The sequence below is a fragment of the Mycobacterium gordonae genome, from assembly GCF_001417955.2.
Lineage (GTDB): Bacteria > Actinomycetota > Actinomycetes > Mycobacteriales > Mycobacteriaceae > Mycobacterium > Mycobacterium gordonae_B.
This window is the reverse complement of record NZ_LKTM01000046.1, coordinates 1-21,711: the sequence shown is the minus strand read 5'-3', so window position 1 is coordinate 21,711 and position 21,711 is coordinate 1. Positions and strand designations below refer to the sequence as shown.

General features: G+C 79.5%; 2 protein-coding genes. Both read right to left on the bottom strand.

The genetic code is table 11. The annotated features are described in order from the left end of the window. Nucleotides 1-10: 10 nt before the first annotated feature. Complete coding sequence (locus AO501_RS36900; protein WP_156452363.1) at nucleotides 11-19,747, bottom strand: PE family protein; 19,737 nt, start codon at nucleotides 19,745-19,747, stop codon at nucleotides 11-13. A 298-nt stretch (nucleotides 19,748-20,045) separates the two neighbouring features. Further along, a partial coding sequence (locus AO501_RS40070; protein ID WP_197419780.1) for a PE family protein occupies nucleotides 20,046-21,711 on the bottom strand: 1,666 nt, incomplete at its 5' end.

Genomic DNA, 21,711 nt, shown 5'->3' with positions numbered 1-21,711 from the left:
GCCGGGCCGGTCAGTTGCCGGCTTTGCCGTTGTTGCCGTTGTTGCCGCCCTTACCGGCTGACCCGCCGCCGACCGCGACGCCGCCGCCGCCGCCGTTGCCGCCGTTGCCACCGCCACCGCCGTTGCCACCGTTGCCGTTGCCGCCGGCGCTGCCGCCGCCGCCCGCGTTGCCGCCGTTACCGACGGCGCCAGCGTTGCCGCCGTCACCGCCGTCGGGACCCTTGCCGCCGTTGCCGCCGCTGCCGTTGCTGCCGCCGCCGTTGCCGCCGAGGCCGCCGGTCTGGCCGAGGCCCGCGTTGCCGCCGGCGCCGCCGCTACCGGCGTTGCCGCCCTTGCCGCCGTTGCCGGAGGTCGGGCCGCCGTTGCCACCCGTCCCGCCGGCGCCACCGCCGCCGCCCTTGCCGCCGGCGCCGCTGTTGCCGCCGTCGCCGCCGTCGGGGTGGGCCAGCGTGCCGGCCGCTCCGTTGCCGCCGGTGCCCGGCGCTCCGCCGGTACCGCCACCGCCGCCGGTGCCACCGGCCCCGCCGTTGCCGGCACCGAGGGCGTTGCCGCCCGCACCGGCCGCTCCACCGGCTCCGCCGGTGCCGCCGTCCGCGCCCTTGCCGCCGGCGCCGTTGTTCACGCCGAAGGTGGGGTCGCCGGCCGCGCCGTTGCCGCCCGCGCCGCCGCTGCCGCCGGTGCCGGCGTTGCCGCCGGTACCGCCGTTGCCGGCGACGGTGCCGCCGAGACCGCCGGCCCCGCCGTTACCGCCGGCGCCGCCGTCCTGGCCGATCGTGCCGTTGTCGCCCGGGTTGGTTCCGGTTGCTCCGGCCTTGCCCGCGGTGCCGTTGCCGCCGTTACCGCCGGCGCCGCCGGTGCCGTACTGGCCGGCGTTGCCGCCGGCGCCGCCGTTACCGCCGGCCTTGCCCGGGTCGGTGGCCGCGTTGTAGCTGAAGCCGTTGCCGCCGGTGCCGCCGTTTCCGGTCTGGGTGGTGGGCGTGGTGCCGGCCGTGCCGTTGGTGCCCGCGCCACTGCCGTTGCCGTTCAGGCCGCCCTTGCCGGCCGCGCCGCCGGCGCCGGCATTGCCGCCGTCACCGCCCCGGCCACCGTCGGGGTTGGCGAAGGTTCCCGCCGCACCGTTGCCGCCGGCCCCGGCGGTGCCGCCGCTGCCGCCGTTGCCGCCGTTGCCGCCGGCACCGATGGCGCCGTTGGTGCCGGTGCCCAGAGCAGTACCACCCATGCCGCCGGCGCCGCCGTTGCCGCCGTTGCCGCCGGTCGCACCGTTGGTGCCGTTGGTGCCGGCGCCGCTGTTCACACCCTGGACGCCGGTGCTGCCGTTGGTCCCGTTGCCGCCGGTTCCGCCGTTGGCGCCGTTCCCGCCGATGCCGCCGGCGCCGCCGTTTCCGGAGATGGTGCCGCCGTTACCGCCGGCTCCGGCGTCACCGCCGCTGCCGCCGGCCTGACCGTTGATGCCGGTGCCGCCGTTCGACCCGGCGAAGCCGTTACCGCCGTTACCGCCGGTGCCGCCGTTGCCGTAGGTCCCGCCGTTACCGCCGGCGCCGCCGCTGCCGCCGTTGGCGCCCGCGGTGCTGGTCTGGGTGAAGCCGTTGCCGCCGTTGCCGCCGTTGCCGACCGGGCTGGCGAACCCGGCGCCGTCGCTGCCGTTGGCGCCGGGGGTGCCGGTGCCGCCGCTGTTGGAGCCGCCGGTGCCGCCCTTGCCGACGATCGCGGTGCCGCCGTCGCCGCCCTTGCCGCCGTTGGGGTTAGTCGAGGTGCCGTCGGCGCCCTTGCCGCCGTCGCCCGGGGTGCCGGCCTTGCCGCCGTTGCCGGCGGCGCCGCCATTGCCGTCGGCGCCGTTGGTGCCGGTGCCGAGCGCCTTGCCGCCGAGCCCGGCGTTGCCGCCGTTGCCGCCGTTACCGCCGGTGCCGCCATTGCCGCCGTTCTGCCCGGCGCCGCTGTTGACACCGCTCTGCCCGGCCGACCCGGCCACGCCGTCGCCGCCGTTGCCGCCGGCCCCGCCGTTGCCGTGGTTGCCGCCGCTGCCACCGGCACCACCGTTGCCACCGGCCGTGCCGGGGTTGGCGACGGTCTGGCTGTAGCCGTTTCCGCCGGCGCCGCCGCTGCCGGTCACGCCGCCGACGGTGCCGCCGTCGGTGCCGGCCGTGCCCGCCTTGGTGTTGGAGGTGCCACCGGCACCGCCCTTGCCCGCGGTCTCGTTGCCGCCGTTGCCGCCGTTACCGCCGTTCGGGTTGGTCACGGTGCCGTCGGCGCCCTTGCCGCCGTCGCCGGGGGTGCCGGCCTTGCCACCGTTGCCGCCGTTGCCGCCGATGCCGTCGCTGCCGGCGACGCCGTTGGTGGCGGTGCCGCCGGCGCCGCCGTTGCCGCCGTTGCCGCCGGCGCCGCCGACGCCGCCGCTGCCGCCGTTCTGGCCGCTCCCGATGCCGGTGCCGTACTGGTCGACGTCGGTCACGCCGTTGCCGCCGGACACGCCGTTGCCGCCCGCGGTGCCGTTGCCGCCGTTGCCGCCGGCGCCACCCTGGCCGCCGTTGCCGGAGATGGAGCCGCCCTTGCCGCCGGCCCCGCCGGCACCGCCGGAGCCTCCGGCGCGGCCATTGCCGCCGGAGTCTCCCGACTTGGTGCCGTTCGCCCCGTTCAGGACGCTGTCGACGCCGTTGCCGCCAGCCCCGCCGTTGCCACCGTTGCCGATGTTGCCGCCGTTGCCGCCGGCGCCGCCGTTGCCGCCGCTGGCGCCCTTGGTGAGGGGGTTGTAGCCCGCGCCGCCCTGGCCGCCGTTGCCGGCCGGCCCGGTGACCGAGGCGCCGTTGGTGCCGCTGGTGCCGGGTGTGGACCCGGTGCCGCCGCTGCCGCCGGTACCGGCGTTGCCGGCGTTGCCGCCGTTGCCGCCGTTGCCGCCGTTGGGGTTCAGAACGGTGCCGGCCGCGCCGGTGCCGCCGTTGCCGGGGGTGCCGGCCTTGCCGCCGTTGGCGCCGTTGCCGCCGGTGCCGTCGGTGCCCGCGAGGCCGCTGCCGTTGAGCAGGGCACCGGCCTTGCCGCCGTTGCCACCGGCGCCGCCGTTACCACCGTCGCCGCCGCTGCCGCCGTCCTGGCCGGCACCGCTGTTGATCAGTGGGAGGCCGGATTTGCCGCTGACCCCGTTGCCGCCCTTGCCGCCGGCTGCGCCGTTGCCGGCCGCGCCGCCGCTGCCGGCGTTGCCGGCCAGGGTGCCGCTGGCGCCGCCGGCGCCACCGCTGCCGCCGGACCCGCCGGCCTGGCCGTTGGTGCCACTGCTGCCGGGCAGGACGCCGTTGACGCCCGCCTTGCCGGCCGTGCCGTTGCCGCCGGCCCCGCCGTTGCCGCCGTTGCCGATGGTGCCGCCGTTGCCGCCGGCGCCGCCGTCACCGCCGGTCTTGCCCGGGTCGGTCAGCGGGTTGTAGCTGAAGCCGGTGCCGCCCTTGCCGCCGTTGCCGGCCGTGCCCGCGGGGACGGTGCCGGCCTTGCCGTCGGTTCCGTTGGTGAAGCCGGTACCGCCCTTGCCGAGGGCACCGGCGGAGCCGATGGTGCCACCGTCGCCGCCCTTGCCGCCGTTCGGGTTGGCGTAGGTGCCGTTGCCGCCGTCGCCGCCGTTGCCACCCAGTCCCGTGTTGCCGCCGTTGCCGCCGGCCCCGCCGTTGCCCTGCTTGTAACCGGGAGCCACGGGCGAACCGCCGTCGCCGCCCTTGCCGCCGGCGCCGCCGTTGCCGCCGCCGCCACCCTTGCCGCCGTTGCCGCCGTTGATCCCGTTACCGCCGTTGCCGCCGGTACCGCCATCGCCGCCGTTGCCCGCGGCGCCGCCGTCGCCGCCGTCGCCGGCGATGGTGCCGCCCAGGCCACCCTTGCCGCCGTTGCCGCCGGCGCTGGCGTTGCCGCCGACGGTGCCGTCAGCGCCGGGTGTGTTGCCGTCGCTGCCGGCGGTGCCCTGGGCTCCGCTGCCGCCCTTGCCGCCGGTGCCGCCGGTGCCGTACTGCCCGGCGTTGCCGCCCGTGCCGCCGTCGCCGCCGGCCTTGGTCGGATCGGTGGAGTTCCAGCCGGCCCCACCGGTGCCGCCGTTGCCGGCGATGGTGGTCGGGGTGGCGCCGTTGCCGCCGTTGGCGCCGGGGTTCAGGCCGCTGCCGCCGGTACCGCCGGTGCCGCCGCTGCCAGGGTTGGCGCCGTTGCCGCCGGCGCCACCGGTCGGGTGCGCCGCGGTGCCCGCCGCGCCGGTGCCGCCGACGCCGCTGACGCCGCCGACCCCGCCGTTGCCGGCGTTGCCGCCGTTGCCGACGGTGCCGTTGGTGACCGTGCCGGCGTTGCCGCCCGCGGCGCCCTTGCCGCCGGTGCCGCCGTTGCCGGCGTTGCCGCCGGCGCCGTTGTTGAGGGCGAAGGTGGGGTCTCCCGCGCCGCCCTTGCCGCCAACGCCACCGGCGCCGCCGTCGCCGCCCTTACCGCCGCTGCCGCTGTTGCCGGCCATGGTGCCGCCGTTGCCGCCCTTGCCGGCCGCTCCGCCGTCGCCGCCGGTGCCGCCCACTCCACCGGTGCCGCCGGTGGGACCGGTGGCACCCGTCACGCCCGTGCCGCCGGTGTATCCGTCGCCGCCGTTACCGCCGTTGCCGTAGGCGCCGGCGTTGCCGCCGTCACCCCCGGCGTAGCCGGTCTGGCCGGCGCCCGGGACGCCGAAGGCGTTGCCGCCGTTGCCGCCGTTGCCGGTCGGGGTGGTGGGTGTGGTGCCGGCCTTGCCGTTGGCGCCGCTGCCGCCGGGTCCGGTGCCCGGAGTGCCGGCGCCGCCGCCGGCGCCCGGGTCGCTGCCGTTGCCGCCCTTGCCGCCGCCGAGGTAACCGTTGCCGCCCTTGCCGCCGGCCGCGCCGAGGCCACCGGTGCCGCCGTTGCCGGCGTTGCCGCCTTCCCCGACGTTGGTGTTGAGGCCGTTGCCGCCGGCGCCACCCGCCGCGCCGCTGCCGGCGTTGCCGCCGGCGCCGCCCTTGCCGTTCAGGGTGCCGCTGTTGCCGCCGTCGCCACCGGCCCCGCCGCTGCCGCCGGTCTGGCCGTTGGCGCCGTTGGGGTCGTCGACGGTGCCGTTCGCGCCGGCCTTGCCGGCCGCGCCGTTGCCACCGTTGCCGCCGGTGCCGCCATCGCCGTAGAGGCCGCCGTCACCGCCCGCGCCGCCCTTGCCGCCATTGGCTCCGGGGGTGGTGGCGGTGTAGCCGTCGCCGCCGTTACCGCCGTTGCCGCCGACGCCGGTCGGGGTGCTGCCGCCGCTGCCGTTGTTGCCCTTCGCGCCGGAGCCGGAGCCGGAGCCGTTGGCGCCTCCGGCACCGCCAGTGCCGCCGCCGGCGCCGGTGCCCGGGTTGCCGCCCTTGCCGCCGGCCCCGCCGTCGGGGTTGGTCGCGGTGCCGGCCGCGCCGTTGCCGCCGTTGCCCTGCAGGCCGCCGTTGCCGCCGTTGCCGGCGTTGCCGCCGGCCGCGCCGGCGCCCGCCACGCCGTTGGTGGCCGCACCGCCCTTGCCGCCGGCGCCGCCGTCGCCGCCCAGGCCGCCGCTGCCGCCGCTGCCGCCGTTCTGACCGCCGCCGATACCGGTGCCGTACTTGTTGGAGTTGGCCACGCCGTCGTGACCGTCCACGCCGTTGCCGCCGTTGCCGCCGCTGCCGGCGTTGCCGCCTAGGCCGCCGGCGCCGCCGTTGCCGGTCGTGGTGCCGCCGGCCCCGCCGGCGCCGCCCGTGCCGCCAGCGCCACCCTTGCCGCCGTTGGTGCCGGAGTCGCCGGTGTTGAGCCCGTTGGTACCGGCCGCGCCATTGGAGCCGCTGCCGCCGGCCCCGCCCTTACCGCCGTTGCCGTTGCTGCCGCCGCTGCCGCCCTGGCCGCCGGCGCCGCCGTTGAGGCCGTTGCCGTTGGCGTCGGTGGCGTTGGGCGCCCAGCTGTAGCCGACGCCGCCGTCGCCGCCGTTGCCGGAGGGGCCGGTGAAGGCCGCACCGGCGGTGCCGTTGGTGCCGCTCGCGTCGCCGCCGCCGTCGAGGCCGCCGGTGCCGCCGCCGCCGGCGGTGCCGACCTTGCCGCCGTTGCCGCCGTTGCCGCCGGCGGTGCTGCCGGCGATACCCGCGGCGCCGTTGCCACCGCTGCCCGATGCGCCGGCCGCGCCGCCGTTGCCGGCGTTGCCGCCGGATCCGACCGTTCCGGCGGTGCCGTACAGGCCGGCCTTGCCGCCGGCGCCGCCGGCGCCGCCGTTGCCGCCCACTCCGCCGCTACCGCCGTTGCCGCCGTTCTGGCCGCCGCCCTTGCCGGTGCCGTACTCGTCGAGCCCGGAGACGCCGTTGGCGCCGTCGGCACCGGTGCCACCGGCGCCACCGTCGGCACCGGTCCCGCCGTTGCCGCCGGCACCGCCGTCGCCCAGGTTGGCGCCGGCGTCGCCACCGACGCCGCCCTTGCCGCCGGCGCCGCCGGCCTGACCTGTGCTGCCGTTGTTGCCCGCGCTGACGCCGTCCTTGCCGACCGCGCCCGCCACGCCGTTGCCGCCGTCACCGCCGGCGCCGCCACTGCCGTAGTTGCCGCCCTTGCCGCCGGCCCCGCCGTCGCCGCCGTTAGCGCCGGCAGTGGTCGAGGTGAACCCGGTGCCACCCTTGCCGCCGTTGCCGACCGGGGTCTGCGGCAGAGCGCCGTCGATGCCGTACTTGCCGGTGCCGACGCCGGTGCCGTTGCTGCCGCCGGTACCGCCGGCGCCGACCGTGCCGGCGTTGCCGCCGTTACCGCCGACCCCGCCGTTCGGGCTGGTCGCCGTGCCGGCCGCGCCCATGCCGCCGTCGCCGGGCGTCCCGGCGTTACCGCCGTTACCGGCGTTGCCACCGGCGCCGGAGGTGCCGGCGATGCCCTTGGTGGAACCGCCGCCGGCGCCGCCGGCGCCGCCGTTACCGCCGTTCGCGCCGTTGCCGCCGTTGCCGCCGGCCTGACCCGCGCCGTTGTTGACGCCGGCCACACCGTTGGCGCCGGTCTGCCCGGTACCGCCGTTGCCGCCGCTGCCGCCGCTGCCGCCGGCGCCACCGGCGCCGCCGTTGCCGAAGTTCACGCCGGCCTTGCCGCCGCGGCCACCGTCGCCGCCGGACCCACCGGCCTGCGCGTTGCCGCCGCTGTCACCGGCCTTCACACCTGCGCTGCCGTCGTTGCCGGCCACACCGTTGCCGCCGGCCCCGCCGTTGCCGCCGTTGCCGTAGTTGCCGCCGTCACCGCCGGCCCCGCCGTTGCCGCCGCTGGCGCCGGGAGCCTGCGGGTTGAAGCCGCTGCCGCCGTTGCCGCCGTTGCCGACGGGTCCGGTGACGTTGGTGCCGTTGGCGCCGTTGGCGGCGCTACCGCCGCCGCCATTGGTGCCGCCGGCGCCGCCCTTGCCGACGGCTCCGGCGTTGCCGCCGTTGCCACCGGCGCCGCCGTTGACGTTGGTGCTGGTGCCGGCCGCGCCGTTGCCGCCGCTGCCGGGCGTGCCGGCGTTGCCGCCCTTGCCGCCGACTCCGCCGTTGCCGTTGCTGCCTGCGGTGGCGCCGGCTCCGCCGGCCGCCCCACCCTTGCCGCCGGCCCCGCCGGCACCGCCGGTACCGCCGGCTCCACCGTCGCCGCCGGCCTGGCCGCCGCCGATGCCGTTGTTGTAGTTGTTCTGGTCGCTGACGCCGTTGGCCCCGGTGATGCCGGTGCCGCCGGACCCGGCCGCGCCGCCGGTGCCGCCGTTGCTGGCGTTGCCGCCGCCGGCGTTGGTGCCCGCGGTGCCCGCGGTGCCGCCATTGGTGGCGCCGGCCGCTCCGCCGGTGCCGCCGGCTCCGCCGTTGCCGCCCTTGCCGCCGGCCCCGCCGTCGCCACCGGCGTAGCCGGCGCCGTTGTTGAAGCCCGAGCTGCCGTTGGCGCCCGCCGCGCCGGTTCCACCGTTGCCGGCGGTGCCCGCGTTGCCGCCCTTGGCCGCGTTGCCGCCGTTGCCTGCCGTGCCCGCACCGGCGCTGCCGTTCGCGGCGCCCGCCGCGCCACCCGCGCCGCCGCTGCCGCCGGCGCCGCCGTTACCGGCGTTGCCGCCGGCCGTGCCGGAGCCGCCGATTCCGGTGGTGGCCACGCCGTTGCTGCCGTCTATGCCGCTGCCGCCGGCGCCGCCGACGCCGCCGTTTCCGCCCAGGCCGCCGGTGCCGCCCTTGAAGCCGCTGCCCGCGCCTTTGCCGCCCGCGCCACCGGCGCCGCCGGTGCCGCCCGCGGTGCCGTCGGTGCCGTTGGGGTTGTTGGCGTTGACGCCGTTGGACCCGGCCGTGCCGGCCGCGCCATTGCCGCCCACGCCGCCGTTACCGCCGTTGGCCCCGGTGCCGGTGCCGCCGCTGCTGCCGCCCGAGCCGCCGGTGCCGCCGGTACCCGCCGCGCCGCCGGCGCCGCCCGTGCCGGTGGCCCCGGCGTTGCCGCCCGCTCCACCGACTCCGCCGTTGGGGTTGGTTGTGGTGCCGGCCGCGCCGTCGCCACCGCTGCCGGCCGCGCCGGAGGCGCCGCCCTTGCCGCCCGCGCCGCCGTTGCCGTTGGCGCCCGCGCTGCCACCGGTGCCGCCGGTACCCGCGGTGCCGCCGCCACCTCCGGCGCCACCCTTGCCGCCGGTACCGCCGGCCCCGCCGTCGCCGCCGGCCTGGCCGCCGCCGATGCCGGTGCCGTACTTACTAGAGTCTGCGATTCCGTTGGCGCCGGTGATACCGGTGCCGCCGGAGCCGGCCGCGCCGCCGGCGCCGCCGCTGCTGCCGGCGCCGCCGCTGCCGTTGACGCCCGCGCTGGCCCCTGAGCCGCCGGCCGCACCGGCGTTGCCGCCCTTGCCGCCCGCAGCGCCGGCACCGCCGGCCCCGCCGTTGCCGCCGGCATAACCGGCACCGCTGTTGACTCCCGAGACACCGTTGGCGCCGTTGGCGCCGATCCCGCCGGCCCCCGCCGTTCCGGCCGCGCCGCCGTTGCCGCCCGCACCGCCGTTGCCGGAGATGCCCTTGGTGATGCCGGTGCCGGGCGTGCCTGCGGCACCACCGGATCCACCGGCACCGCCGGCGCCACCGGCACCCGCATTGCCGCCGGCCTGGCCGGCGTTGCCGATGCCCGTGGTCGTCGTTCCGTTGCTGCCGGCCACGCCCGAACCACCCGTGCCGCCGGCGCCACCCTGGCCGCCGGCCCCACCGCTGCCGGTGGTGGTTCCGACGCCGCTGGCCGTACCGCCGGCGCCGCCGTCACCACCCTTGCCGCCGGCCGAGCCGGCGGTGCCGCTGTCGCCGGGATTGACGCCGCTGACGCCGTTCGCTCCGGCCGCGCCGTTACCGCCGGCCCCGCCGCTGCCGCCGTTAGCGCCTGTTCCGCCGTTGCCGGCGACGCCGCTACCGGCGGGACCGGTGCCCGCCGTGCCGCCCAGGCCCACCGCGCCGGCGTTGCCGCCCTTGCCGCCGGCTCCGCCGTCGACGAACGTGCTGGTGCCGTCGGCGCCGCGGCCGCCGTTGCCGGCGCTGCCGGCGTTGCCGCCCTGACCGCCGTTGCCGCCCTTGCCGCTGGCGCCGTTGGTCGCGCCCGCGCCGCCGGCGGACCCGCCGGTGCCACCGGTGCCGCCCGCTCCGCCCTTACCGCCGGCGCCGCCGTCGCCGCCGGCCACTCCGGCGCCGCTGTTGACGCCCGCCACGCCGTTGGCCCCGGTGACTCCGGCGCCACCGTTTCCGGCCGCTCCGCCGGCGCCACCGCTGCTGGCGGCCCCGCCGTTACCGTTCGTGCCCGCTTTACCGCCGGTCCCGGTGCCGGCCGCTCCGCCGGTGCCGCCGTTACCGCCGTTGGCGCCGTTGCCGCCCGCGCCGCCGTCACCGCCGGCCGTGCCCGCGCCGCCGTTGACGCCGGTCAGACCGTTGGCGCCGGTGGCGCCTATGCCGCCCTTGCCCGCGAGGCCCGCGTTGCCGCCGGAACCGGCCGCTCCGCCGCTGCCCGCCGTGCCGGCCGTCCCGCCGCCGGTGCCGGCGCCGCCGGCGTCGCCGCCCTTACCGCCCGCACCGCCGTTGCCGCCCGCACCCGCATTGCCGCCGGCCTGGCCGGCGCCGTTGTTGAGCCCGGCCACGCCGTTACCGCCGTCGACGCCCGACCCGCCGGTGCCACCGCCGCCACCGGTGCCGCCCTGCCCACCGGTGCCGCCGACGCCCTTGCCGCTGGCCGTGCCGCCGGCACCACCGTCGCCGCCCTTGCCGCCGGCCGACCCGTTGGTACCGCTGTCACCGGGGTCGACGCCGTCTTTACCGGCTGCGCCGGCCGTGCCGTTGCCGCCGTCGCCGCCCTTGCCTCCGTTGGCGCCCGTGCCGTCGGCGCCGTTGGCGCCGCTGCCGGCAGGCCCGCTGCCGGCCTTGCCGCCGGTGCCGACCGCGCCGGCGTCGCCGCCCTTGCCGCCGGCTCCGCCGTCGCTGAACGTGCTGGTGCCATCGGCGCCACGGCCACCATCACCGGCGATGCCGGCGTTGCCGCCCTGACCGCCGTCGCCGCCCTTGCCGTTGGCGCCCGCACTGGCGCCGGCGCCACCGGCCTTGCCGCCGGTGCCACCCGTGCCGCCGTCGCCGCCCTTGCCGCCGGCTCCGCCGCTACCGCCGGCTTGACCCGCGCCCGCGTTGACCCCGGCCTGCCCGGTGGCGCCGGTGATACCCGCGCCTCCGTTGCCGGCCGCTCCGCCGGCCGCGCCGCTGCTGGCGGCCCCGCCGTTGCCGTTGGCGCCCGCCTTGCCGCCGGCGCCGGTGCCGGCGGCTCCGCCGACACCTCCGTTGCCGCCGTTGGCGCCGCTACCGCCGGCGCCGCCATCGCCGCCGGCGTAACCGGCGCCGCTGTTGACGCCGGAAATGCCGTCGTGACCGGCAGCGCCGGCGCCGCCCTTTCCGGCGGTACCCGCCGCGCCACCGCTGCCCGCCGCACCGCCGTCACCGGCCTTGCCGGCGGTGGGACCGCTGCCCGCCGCGCCGCCCTTGCCGCCGGCGCCGCCGTCGCCGCCGCTGCCGGCGTTACCGCCGGCCTGGCCGTTGCCGCCGGCGCCGCTGGTGGCGACGCCGTTGTTGCCGTCGACACCCGAGCCGCCCTTGCCGCCGGCCCCGCCGATGCCGCCGGCCCCGCCGTCGCCGCCCTTGGTGCCGACTCCGCTGGCCGTGCCGCCCGCGCCGCCGTCGCCACCCTTGCCGCCGGCGAGGCCGTTGGTGCCGTTGCCGCCTGCGTTGATGCCGTTCTCGCCGTTGGCCCCGGCCGCGCCGTTACCGCCGGCGCCACCGCTACCACCGTTGGCGCCGGCGCCGCCCTGGCCGTCCGCGCCCTTGCCCGCGGGACCGCTACCGCCGGTGCCGCCCTGGCCGACGGCCCCGGCGTCGCCGCCCTTGCCGCCGGCTCCGCCGTCGACGTACGTGCTGGTTCCGTCGGCGCCGCGGCCACCGCTACCGGCCGTGCCGGCGTTACCGCCCTGTCCACCGGCGCCGCCCTTGCCATCGGCTCCCGCGGTGGCGCCGGCGCCGCCGGCCTGTCCGCCGGTGCCGCCGTTGCCACCGGCGCCGCCCTTACCGCCGGCGCCGCCGTCGCCGCCGGCCTGTCCGGCGCCCGCGTTGGTTCCGGCCACTCCGTTGGCGCCGGTGATGCCGGCGCCGCCGGATCCCGCAGCGCCCCCGGCGCCGCCGCTGCTGGCAGCCCCGCCGTTCCCGTTGGCGCCCGCGCTGCCACCGGTGCCGGCCCCGGCCGCGCCACCGACGCCACCCTTACCGCCGTTGGCGCCGTTACCGCCCGCGCCGCCGTCGCCACCCGAGTAGCCGGCGCCGTTGTTGACGCCGGAGACGCCGTCGTGGCCGATGGCGCCCGCGCCGCCCTTGCCCGCGCTGCCCGCCGCGCCACCGCTGCCGGCCGCGCCACCGCTGCCTGCCTTGCCCGCGACGCCGCCGCCGGTGCCGCCGCTGCCGGCGTCACCGCCCTTACCGCCGGCTCCGCCGTCGCCGCCGCTGCCGGCGTTGCCGCCGGCCTGGCCGTTGCCGCCGGCGCCGCTGGTGGCGACGCCGTTGTTGCCGTCGACACCCGAGCCGCCCTTGCCGCCGGTCCCGCCGATGCCGCCGGCCCCGCCGTTACCGCCGTGGGTGCCGGATCCGCTGGCCGTGCCGCCCGCGCCGCCGTCGCCGCCCTTGCCGCCGGCGAGGCCGTTGGTCCCGCTGGCCCCGGTGTTGATGCCGTTCTCGCCGTTGGCCCCGGCCGCGCCGTTACCGCCGGCGCCGCCGTCACCGCCGTTGGCGCCGGTGCCGTTGATGCCGTCCGCGCCCTTGCCCGCGGGACCGGTGCCGCCGGTGCCGCCCTGGCCGACCGCCCCGGCGTTGCCGCCCTTGCCGCCGGCCCCGCCGTCGACGTACGTGCTGGTGCCGTCCGCGCCGCGGCCACCGCTACCGGCCGTGCCGGCGTTACCGCCCTGGCCGCCGGCGCCGCCCTGGCCGTCGGCGCCTGCACTGGCCCCGGTGCCGCCGGCCTTACCGCCGGTCCCGCCGGTCCCGCCGGCGCCACCCTTACCGCCCGCGCCGCCATCGCCACCGGCCTGCCCGGCGCCCGCGTTGGTTCCCGCCGAGCCGTTGGCGCCGGTGATCCCGGCACCGCCGGAACCGGCCGCGCCGCCGGCAGCGCCGCTGCTGGCCGCGCCGCCGTTGCCGTTGGCACCCGCGGTGGCACCCGCACCGGCTCCAGCTGCACCGCCGACGCCGCCGTTACCGCCGTTGGCGCCGTTGCCGCCGGCGCCGCCGTCACCGCCGGCGTAACCGGCTCCGCTGTTGATGCCGGTCACGCCGTCATGACCGGCAGCACCCGCGCCGCCCTTGCCCGCCGTGCCCGCGGCGCCACCGTTACCGGCCGCGCCACCGTTTCCGGCGGTGCCGGCGACTCCGCCGCCGGTGCCGCCGCTGCCGGCGTCGCCACCCTTGCCGCCGGCGCCGCCGTCGCCGCCGCTGCCGGCGTTGCCGCCGGCCTGCCCGTTGCCGCCGGCGCCGTTAGTGACCTGACCGATGGCACCGCTGATGCCCGAACCGCCCTTGCCGCCGGTTCCGCCGATGCCGCCGGCACCACCGTTACCGCCGTGGGTGCCGGATCCGCTGGCCGTACCACCGGCGCCGCCGTCACCGCCCTTGCCGCCGGCGAGACCGTTGGTGCCGCTGTCGCCGGCGTTGACGCCGTCGGCGCCGTTCGCGCCGGCCAGGCCGTTGCCGCCGGCTCCGCCGTTACCGCCGTTGGCGCCCGACCCGTTGAGCCCGTTCGCGCCCTTACCCGCAGTTCCGGTGCCGCCGGTGCCGCCCTGGCCCACCGCGCCGGCGTTACCGCCCTTGCCGCCGGCGCCGCCGTCGACTGCTCCGGTCACCCCGTCGGCGCCACGGCCGCCGTCGCCGGCCGTGCCGGCGTTACCGCCCTTACCGCCGGCGCCGCCGCTGCCGTCGGCGCCCGCGTTGCCGGTGACCCCGCCGGCCTTGCCTCCGGTGCCGCCGGTTCCGCCGGCGCCGCCCGTGCCGCCGGCCCCGCCGTCACCACCGGCGACACCCGCGCCGCTGTTCACGCCGGCCACGCCGTTGGCGCCATTGACCCCGGCGCCGCCCTTACCGGCCGCGCCACCCGCGCCACCGTTGCTGGCCGCGCCGCCGTTGCCGTCCTTGCCCGCGCTGCCGCCGGCACCGGAGCCGGCCTGACCGCCGGCGCCGCCGTTACCGCCGTTGGCGCCGTTACCGCCGGCGCCGCCGTCACCACCGGCCGCGCCGGCACCGTTGTTGACCCCGGCCACGCCGTTCGCGCCGCTCGCGCCGTTACCGCCCTTGCCCGCTGAGCCGGCGTCACCGCCGCTGCCGGCCGCACCACCGCTGCCGGCCTTGCCCGCGACGCCGCCGCCGGTGCCGCCGCCACCGGCGTCACCGCCCTTGCCGCCGGCGCCGCCGTCACCACCACTGCCTGCGTTGCCGCCCGCCTGTCCGGCGCCGACCCCGGTTCCGTAGGCGTCTTCCCCGGCCACGGCGTTGCCGCCGTTGAGGCCGGAGCCACCCTTGCCGCCCGCGCCGCCCTGGCCGCCGGCACCACCGGCGCCACCGTGGGTGCCGGATCCGCTGGCCGTACCACCGGCGCCGCCGTCACCGCCCTTGCCGCCGGCGAAGCCACTGGTCCCACTGTCACCCGCATTGAGCCCGTTGGTGCCGTTGGCGCCGGCCAGGCCGTTACCGCCGACGCCACCGTTGCCGCCGTTCGCGCCGGCCCCGGACAGGGCGTTCGCGCCGTTGCCGGCCGGCCCGAGGCCGCCCGCGCCACCGGCGCCGACCGCGCCGGCGTTGCCGCCCTTGCCACCCGCGCCGCCGTCGATGGCACCGATCACCCCGTCGGCACCCCGGCCGCCGTCGCCCGCCGTGCCGGCGTTGCCGCCCAGACCGCCGGCTCCGCCCTTGCCGTCGGCACCTGCCGTGCCGGTGGCGCCACCGGCCTTACCCCCGGTGCCGCCGGTGCCACCGTCACCGCCCTTGCCGCCGGCGCCACCGTCACCACCGGCGACACCCGCGCCGTTGTTGACGCCGGACTGGCCGTTGGCGCCATTGACACCGGAGCCGCCGGCGCCGGCCGCGCCACCGGCGCCGCCACTGCTGGCCGCGCCGCCGTTGCCGTCCTTGCCCGCGGTGCCACCGGCACCGAGGCCGGCCTGACCGCCGGCCCCGCCGTTGCCGCCGTTGGCGCCCTTACCGCCCGCGCCGCCGTCGCCCCCGGTGTAGCCCGCGCCGTTGTTCAAACCGGCGGTGCCGTCGTGGCCGTGGGCGCCGATGCCGCCCTTGCCGGCCGTGCCGGCCGCGCCGCCGCTGCCGGCGTCACCGCCGCTGCCAGCCTGACCCGCGACGCCGCCGCCGGTGCCGCCGCTGCCGGCGTCGCCGCCCTTGCCGCCGGCGCCGCCGTCACCACCGCCGCCGGCGTTGCCGCCGGCCTGACCGGCTTGCCCGGCTCCATCGGTGGCAACCCCGTTGCCGCCGTCGACACCGCTGCCGCCTCTGCCGCCCTGACCGCCCTTGCCGCCGGCCCCGCCGCTGCCGCCGTGCGTGCCGGATCCACTGGCGGTGCCGCCGGCGCCGCCGTCGCCGCCCTTGCCGCCGGCGAAGCCACTGGTCCCGCTGTCGCCGGGGTTGACGCCGTCGGTGCCGTTGGCACCGGCCAGGCCGTTGCCCCCGGCGCCACCGTTGCCGCCGTTCGCGCCGGCTCCGGACAGGCCGTTCGTGCCGTTGCCGGCCGGCCCGAGGCCACCGGCACCGCCCGCGCCGACCGCGCCGGCGTTCCCGCCCTTACCGCCGGCGCCACCATCGACGGCACCGGACACTCCGTCGGCGCCGCGCCCGCCGTCGCCGGCCGTGCCGGCGTTGCCGCCCAGACCACCGGCGCCACCCTTGCCGTCGGTGCCTGCCGTGCCGGTCGTGCCGCCCGCCTTGCCGCCGGTGCCGCCGACGCCGCCGTCGCCACCCTTGCCGCCCGCGCCGCCGTCGCCACCGGCGACACCCGCGCCGTTGTTGACGCCGGCCTGGCCGTTAGCGCCGTTGAGGCCGGCACCACCGTTGCCGGCCGCGCCGCCGGCGCCGCCGCTGCTGGCCGCGCCGCCGTTGCCGTCCTTACCCGCGCTGCCGCCGGCGCCGGCGCCGGCCTGACCGCCGGCCCCGCCGCTGCCGCCGTTGGCGCCCTGGCCGCCCGCACCGCCGTTGCCGCCGGCGAATCCGGCGCCGCTGTTCACACCGGCCACGCCGTTCGCGCCGCTGGCGCCGTTGCCGCCCTTGCCCGCCGTGCCGGCGTCGCCGCCGCTGCCGGCCGCGCCACCGCTGCCGGCCTTGCCCGCAATCCCGCCGCCGGTGCCGCCGCTGCCCGCGTCGCCGCCCTTGCCGCCGGCGCCACCGTCGCCGCCGCTGCCGGCGTTACCGCCGGCCTGGCCGGCCTGTCCCGCGCCGTTGGTGAGCTGCCCGTTGCCGCCGTCGACGCCCGAGCCGCCCTTGCCGCCCGCGCCACCGACGCCGCCGGCGCCGCCGTCACCGCCGTGGGTGCCGGAACCGCTGGCCGTGCCACCGGATCCGCCGTCGCCGCCCTTGCCGCCGGCCAGGCCGTTGCCGCCGCTGGCACCGGCGCCCACGCCGTTGGCCCCGTTGGAGCCGGTTAGACCGTTACCGCCGGCACCACCGTCGCCGCCGTTGGCGCCCAGCCCGCTGAGGCCGGTCGCGCCGTTACCCGCAGGTCCGCTGCCACCGCTACCACCGACGCCTACCGCGCCGGCGTTGCCGCCCCGGCCGCCGGCCCCGCCGTCAACGGCGCCGGACACTCCGTCGGCACCGCGCCCGCCGTCGCCGGCCGTGCCGGCATTGCCACCGTGCCCACCGGCGCCGCCCTTGCCGTCGGCGCCCGCCGTCGCACCCGAACCACCGGCCTGGCCGCCGGTGCCGCCGGTACCGCCGGCACCGCCCTTACCTCCGGCGCCACCGTCACCACCGGCCACCCCGGCGCCGTTGTTGACTCCGGCCTGGCCGTTGGCGCCGTCCACGCCGGACCCACCTGCGCCGGCCGCGCCACCGGCGCCGCCACTGCTGGCCGTGCCGCCGTTGCCGTTCGCACCCGCGCTGCCGCCGACTCCGGTGCCGGCGGCGCCACCGACGCCGCCCTTGCCGCCGTCGCCGCCCTTACCGCCCGCACCACCGTCTCCACCGGCGTAGCCGGCGCCGTTGTTGACCCCGGCCGCGCCGTCATGTCCAATCGCGCCGACACCGCCGGCCCCGGCGAGTCCCGCGTCACCACCACTACCGGCCGCGCCACCGCTTCCGGCGGTACCGGCCGCTCCGCCCAGGCCGGTGCCGCCCGCGGCGCCACCTTTACCGCCATCGCCGCCGGCGCCACCGCTACCGGCATTGCCGCCGGCCTTGCCCGCACCGCCGTCGCCGTTGGTGGCAACCCCGTCGGAGCCGTTAACGCCGCTGCCGCCCTTGCCGCCGGCGCCGCCCTGGCCGCCGGCTCCACCGGCCCCGCCGTGGGTGCCCGCGCCGCCCGCGGCGCCACCGGCGCCACCGTCGCCGCCCTTGCCGCCGGCCAGACCGTTGGTGCCGCTGTCGCCGGCACTGACGCCGCTCGCGCCGGCCGCGCCCGCCGCGCCGTTGCCGCCGGCGCCGCCGTCACCGCCGTTTCCGATGTTGCCGCCGGCACCGCCGGTGCCGCCGCTGCCGCCGCTGGCACCGGCCACCGTGGCGCTGTAACCCGCGCCGCCGTCACCACCGGAGCCGGCCGGACCCACCACTGCGGCCCCGTTGGCGCCCTTGACGCCCGTGCCGCTCCCGCTGCCGTTCAGGCCGCCGTTGCCGCCGGAGCCAGCCGTACCGGCGTTACCGCCCTTGCCGCCCGAAGCACCGTCGATGTGGTTCGCGTCGCCGGCCGCACCCACGCCACCGTCGCCGGGACGCCCGGCCGCGCCGCCGTCACCACCGGCTCCACCGGCGCCCGCGGCACCTGCGACGCCCTTGCCCAGCACCGTGCCGGCCTTGCCGCCGGCCCCGCCGTCGCCGCCCGCTCCGCCGTCGCCGCCACTGCCACCGGCCTGGCCCGCCTGGCCCGCGACCGCGCCGTCCCTGCCGTCGACGCCGTATCCGCCCGCGCCGCCGCCGCCGCCGTGACCGCCGGCTCCGCCGGCGCCGCTGTTGCCGGAGATCGAACCGCCATTACCCCCGGCGCCGCCGCTACCGCCGGATCCACCCGCGAGGCCACTGGTGCCGCTGTCACCCGGGTTGAGCCCGTTGACCCCGGCCTTGCCGGCCGCGCCGTTGCCGCCGGCGCCGCCGACGCCACCGTTGCCGTAATTGCCGCCGTTGCCGCCGGCACCGCCGTTGCCGCCGCTAGCGCCGGCGACCGAACCCAGGGATGCGTCGTAACCGGCCCCACCGTTGCCGCCGTTACCGCCGGCGCCGGTGACCGTGGTGCCCGCCTTGCCGTGCGCGCCCGCGACCGACCCGGACCCGCCGGTGCCGCCGGCCGCGCCGAAGCCGTTATTGCCGCCGTTGCCGCCGTTTCCACCGTTCGGGCTGGCGGCGTTGCCCGCCGCGCCGTTGCCGCCATTGCCGCCGAGGCCGCCGGTGCCGCCGTCGCCGCCGGCTCCACCGCGGCCGGTGATGCCGGACTCGCCGAACAGCAGGCCACCCCGCCCGCCGGCGCCCCCGTTACCGCCGTTGCCGCCGATGGCGCCCGTGCCGCCGTCGCCGCCGTTGGTGCCGTTGCCGCTGGGATACGTACCGTCCAGGCCGTTGGCGCCCTGGGTGCCGGTGCCGCCCTTGCCGCCGATGCCGCCGTTACCGCCATTGCCGCCGTCGCTGAAGAGCAGGCCGCCCCGGCCGCCGGCGCCACCGTTGCCGCCGGTGCCGCCGTTGACGCCGATGGATCCGGCCCCGCCGTTGGCGCCGTTGCCGCCGACACCACCGTTGCCGTACAGCCATCCGCCGTTGCCGCCGGCGCCGCCGTTGCCGCCGGGGTTACCCGCGCCACTGGATCCGCCGCTGCCGCCGGTGCCACCGGTGCCCAACAGCCAGCCCGCGTTGCCGCCGAGCCCGCCGGTACCACCGGCCGCGGCGCCGGCGCCACCGGTGCCGCCCGCCCCGCCCGCGCCGTACAGCCCACCCGAGCCGCCGGCGCCGCCCAGGCCGCCGTTGCCGCTCTGGCCGATGCCGCCGACGCCGCCGGCTCCGCCCGATCCGCCGGACAGCCAGCCCGCGTCGCCGCCCGTGCCGCCGCCGCCCCCGGTCGCGCCCATGCCACCCGCACCACCGGCGCCACCGGCGCCGGTGAAGAGTCCGCCGTGGCCACCGTGGCCGCCGAATCCGGCCTGGCCACCGACGGTCGGGCCGGCGCCGCCGGATCCACCGGCGCCGCCGTTGCTGAACAGGTATGCATCTCCACCGCGGCCGCCGGTCCCGCCGATGCCGGTGGGACTGGTGTTGCCGCCGCCGGCCCCGCCGGTGCCGCCGTCGCCGTACAGGTAGCCGCCGTTGCCGCCGGCCGCACCCCAGCCGCCGTTCGCGCCGGTGCCTCCGGCGCCACCGGTGCCGCCGGCGCCGATCAGCCAGGCCCGGCCGCCGGCACCACCGCCGCCGCCGGTTCCGAGAGCGTTGAGGTTGGCGCCGCCGGCGCCCCCGGCGCCGCCGCTGCCGTACAGCCAGCCACCGCTGCCGCCGGCGCCACCGGCCCCGCCGTTACCGATGGTCGAGGCTCCGCCGGCGCCGCCGACGCCGCCGTTGCCGATCAGGCCGGCGCTGCCGCCCGCGCCGCCGGCCTGTCCCGCCGCACCCGCCGCACCGGCGCCGCCGTTGCCGTACAGCAATCCACCGGCGCCGCCGGCCGCACCCGGGGTGCTGCCGTTGGCCCCGTCACCGATCAGCGGCCGTCCGAGCAGCACCTGGGTGGGGGCGTTGATCGCCCCGAGCACCGCCTGCTCGAGCCCGGCCAGCGGCGCGGCGTTGGTGGCCTCGGCGAGGCCGTAGGCGCCCGCGCCGGTGGACAGGCTCTGCAGGAACTGGCTGTGGAAGGCGGCGGCTTGGGCGCTGACGGCCTGATACGCCTGGCCATGCGTGCCGAACAGCGCGGCGATGGCGGTCGACACCTCGTCCTGCGCTGCGGCCAGCAGCTCGGTCGTAGAGGCCGCGGCGGCCGCGTTGGCCCGCTCCAGCGTGGCCCCCAGGCCGGCTAGATCCGACGCCGCGGCTGACAGCACATCCGGCGTTGCAAGTACGTATGACATCGGGAACCGCCCACTAGCTAGGTCACGACCTAAGAGGTCGTTTCATGTCCCCAGGTCATGCTGATCGGCCAGGCCGATACGGACGATAGCTGTAAAACCCTGAGACCATACTGACTTTTGTCCAAAAACAGCCTAAATCATCTAAATAGTCTCTAAAAAGTGGTCTACGCCACACTGGAGACATCTAGTTGAGGGTCAACTGCCTGGATGAGCACCGAATCCCGGGTTTGCTATGACACGCGGTACCGGCATCTTGTTCGGTTCGCGGATACCGCTGACGCAGGACGGATACTGCGGGCTATCCGGTGGTCCCGGGCTGGCCGAAGAAGCCGCCCCGGCCGCCTCCGCCACCGGTCCCGGTGATTCCGGGCGAACCGCCGGTACCGCCGCCGCCACCGCCGCCGCCGTTGCCGCCGTTGCCGATGAAGGTGGCGTTGCCGCCGCCACCGCCATTGCCGCCGGGTCCACCGGGCTGCGCGCTGAGATTGTCGCCGCCGGCGCCGCCGATGCCACCGGCCCCGCCGTTGCCGAAGATAAAGCCGCTGTTGCCCGCGGCCCCGCCGTATCCACCGGCTGCGCCCGCACCGGTGGCGTTGGCCCCGTCACCGGCCGCCCCGCCGTATCCACCGGCCCCGCCGTTGCCGAGCAGGAACGTCGATGCGCCGGCGCCGCCGTTACCGCCCGTACCGCCGGTTGCGGCGACCCCACCGGCACCGCCCGCGCCGCCGGCGCCGCCGGCGGCACCGTTGCCGTAGATGAATCCGCTGCCGCCGGCGTTGCCGCCCTGGCCGCCGGCCCCTGCAGCGGCGCTGACGTTGTGGTCGCCGCCGCTGCCGCCCGCGCCGCCATTGCCGCCGGTGCCGAAGATCCGGGCGGTGCCGCCGTTACCACCCGTGCCGCCGTGGCCGGCCGTCGCGAGGAAGGTGCCGCTGCCGCCGGCGCCGCCGGTGCCGCCATCTCCACCGATGCCCCAGATCCATCCGGCATCACCGCCGGCGCCCCCGGCGCCGCCGTTGCCGGACCCGGCGATGGTGACCAACCCGGCACCGCCGCTGCCGCCGTTGCCGCCGAAGCCGAACAGAAGTCCGGCGGCGCCGCCGTTACCCCCGGCGAAGCCGTTGCCGTCGGCGACGGCGACGATGCCGGCACTGCCCGCACCGCCGTGCCCACCACTGCCCAGCAGCCAGGACCGGCCCCCGGCGCCACCGTCGGAGGGCAGTTCGACACCGCCGTTGCCGCCGTTGCCGCCGTCTCCGAACAGCAGGCCGCCGTTGGCGCCCGCCCGCGCGGTGCCGCCGTCGCCGCCGTTGCCGATCAGGAACCCTGCCCGGCCCGCGGTGCCGCCGATCACGCCGTTTCCGCCGTGGCCGCCGTTGCCGAGCAGCCAGGAGTTCCCGCCGCCGCCGCCGATGCCGCCGCCCGCGCCGCCGGCTCCGCCGTTGCCGCCACTGCCACCGTTGCCGAGCAGGAATCCGGCATTGCCGCCGGCCGCGCCGTTACCGCCCAGGCCGCTGATGCTGCTTCCGCCGCTGCCGCCGATGCCGCCCCGGCCGAAGATCCAGGCATTGCCTGCCGTGCCGCCGTTGCCGGCGGTGCCGTTGAGGAAGGTCGTCGAGCCGCCGTGGCCGCCGGACCCGCCGGTGCCGATCAGGAAGCCGCCGTTGGCTCCGGCGCCGCCGGCACCACCGACCCCGCTCGCACTGTTGGCCCCGGACCCGCCGGAGCCGCCCTCGCCCAGCAGATAGGCGTTGCCGCCGGCGCCGCCGGCGCCGCCCGCGCCGTTGCCGCCCAGGTTGGCGCCACCGTTACCGCCGACACCGCCGCTGCCGAGCAACAGGCCACCGGCCGCTCCCGCGCCCCCGGCGCCGCCGAAGCCGGCCAGGCTGATGCCGCCGGTTCCACCATTGCCGCCGTAGCCGATCAGCACCGCAGCCCCGCCGGCGCCACCGGCGCCGGCGGGGCTG

Excerpts from the sequence above, each read along its gene's own strand:
- AO501_RS36900 (WP_156452363.1), bottom strand. The coding sequence starts at position 19,747 with ATGTCATACGTACTTGCAACGCCGGATGTGCTGTCAGCCGCGGCGTCG.